Source organism: Aminobacter sp. MET-1 (assembly GCF_026521175.1).
Taxonomy (GTDB): domain Bacteria; phylum Pseudomonadota; class Alphaproteobacteria; order Rhizobiales; family Rhizobiaceae; genus Aminobacter.
Genome location: NZ_JAMSHL010000139.1, coordinates 1 through 255 on the forward strand (window position 1 = coordinate 1; position 255 = coordinate 255).

Annotated in this window: 1 protein-coding gene; it reads right to left on the minus strand. The window is 67.5% G+C overall.

The features are described from left to right. Positions 1 to 255, minus strand: a 255-nt coding sequence (locus NDO48_RS29360; RefSeq protein WP_267322939.1) for a hypothetical protein, incomplete at both ends; no start/stop codon positions are given.

The following is a 255-nucleotide window of genomic DNA, read 5'->3' on the forward strand; positions in this document are numbered from 1 at the left end:
TCGATCACCAGGCGCTGGCCGCGGCTGCGCTGCAGCAGCTGCTGGATGTAGTGGCAGGCGCCGAAGAAGATCGAGCCCTCGATGCGCAGCACCTCGTCGTCGCCGTCCTGCCACAGGCGCACGCGCGGTTGCGAGGTGCGCTTGAGGTAGAAGAACAGCGAGGCCAGCACCCCGGCGTAGATCGCCGTCTGTAGTTCCAACAGCAGGGTGGCCAGCAGCGTCAGCAGCATCACCGCGAACTCGGCGCGGCTGACG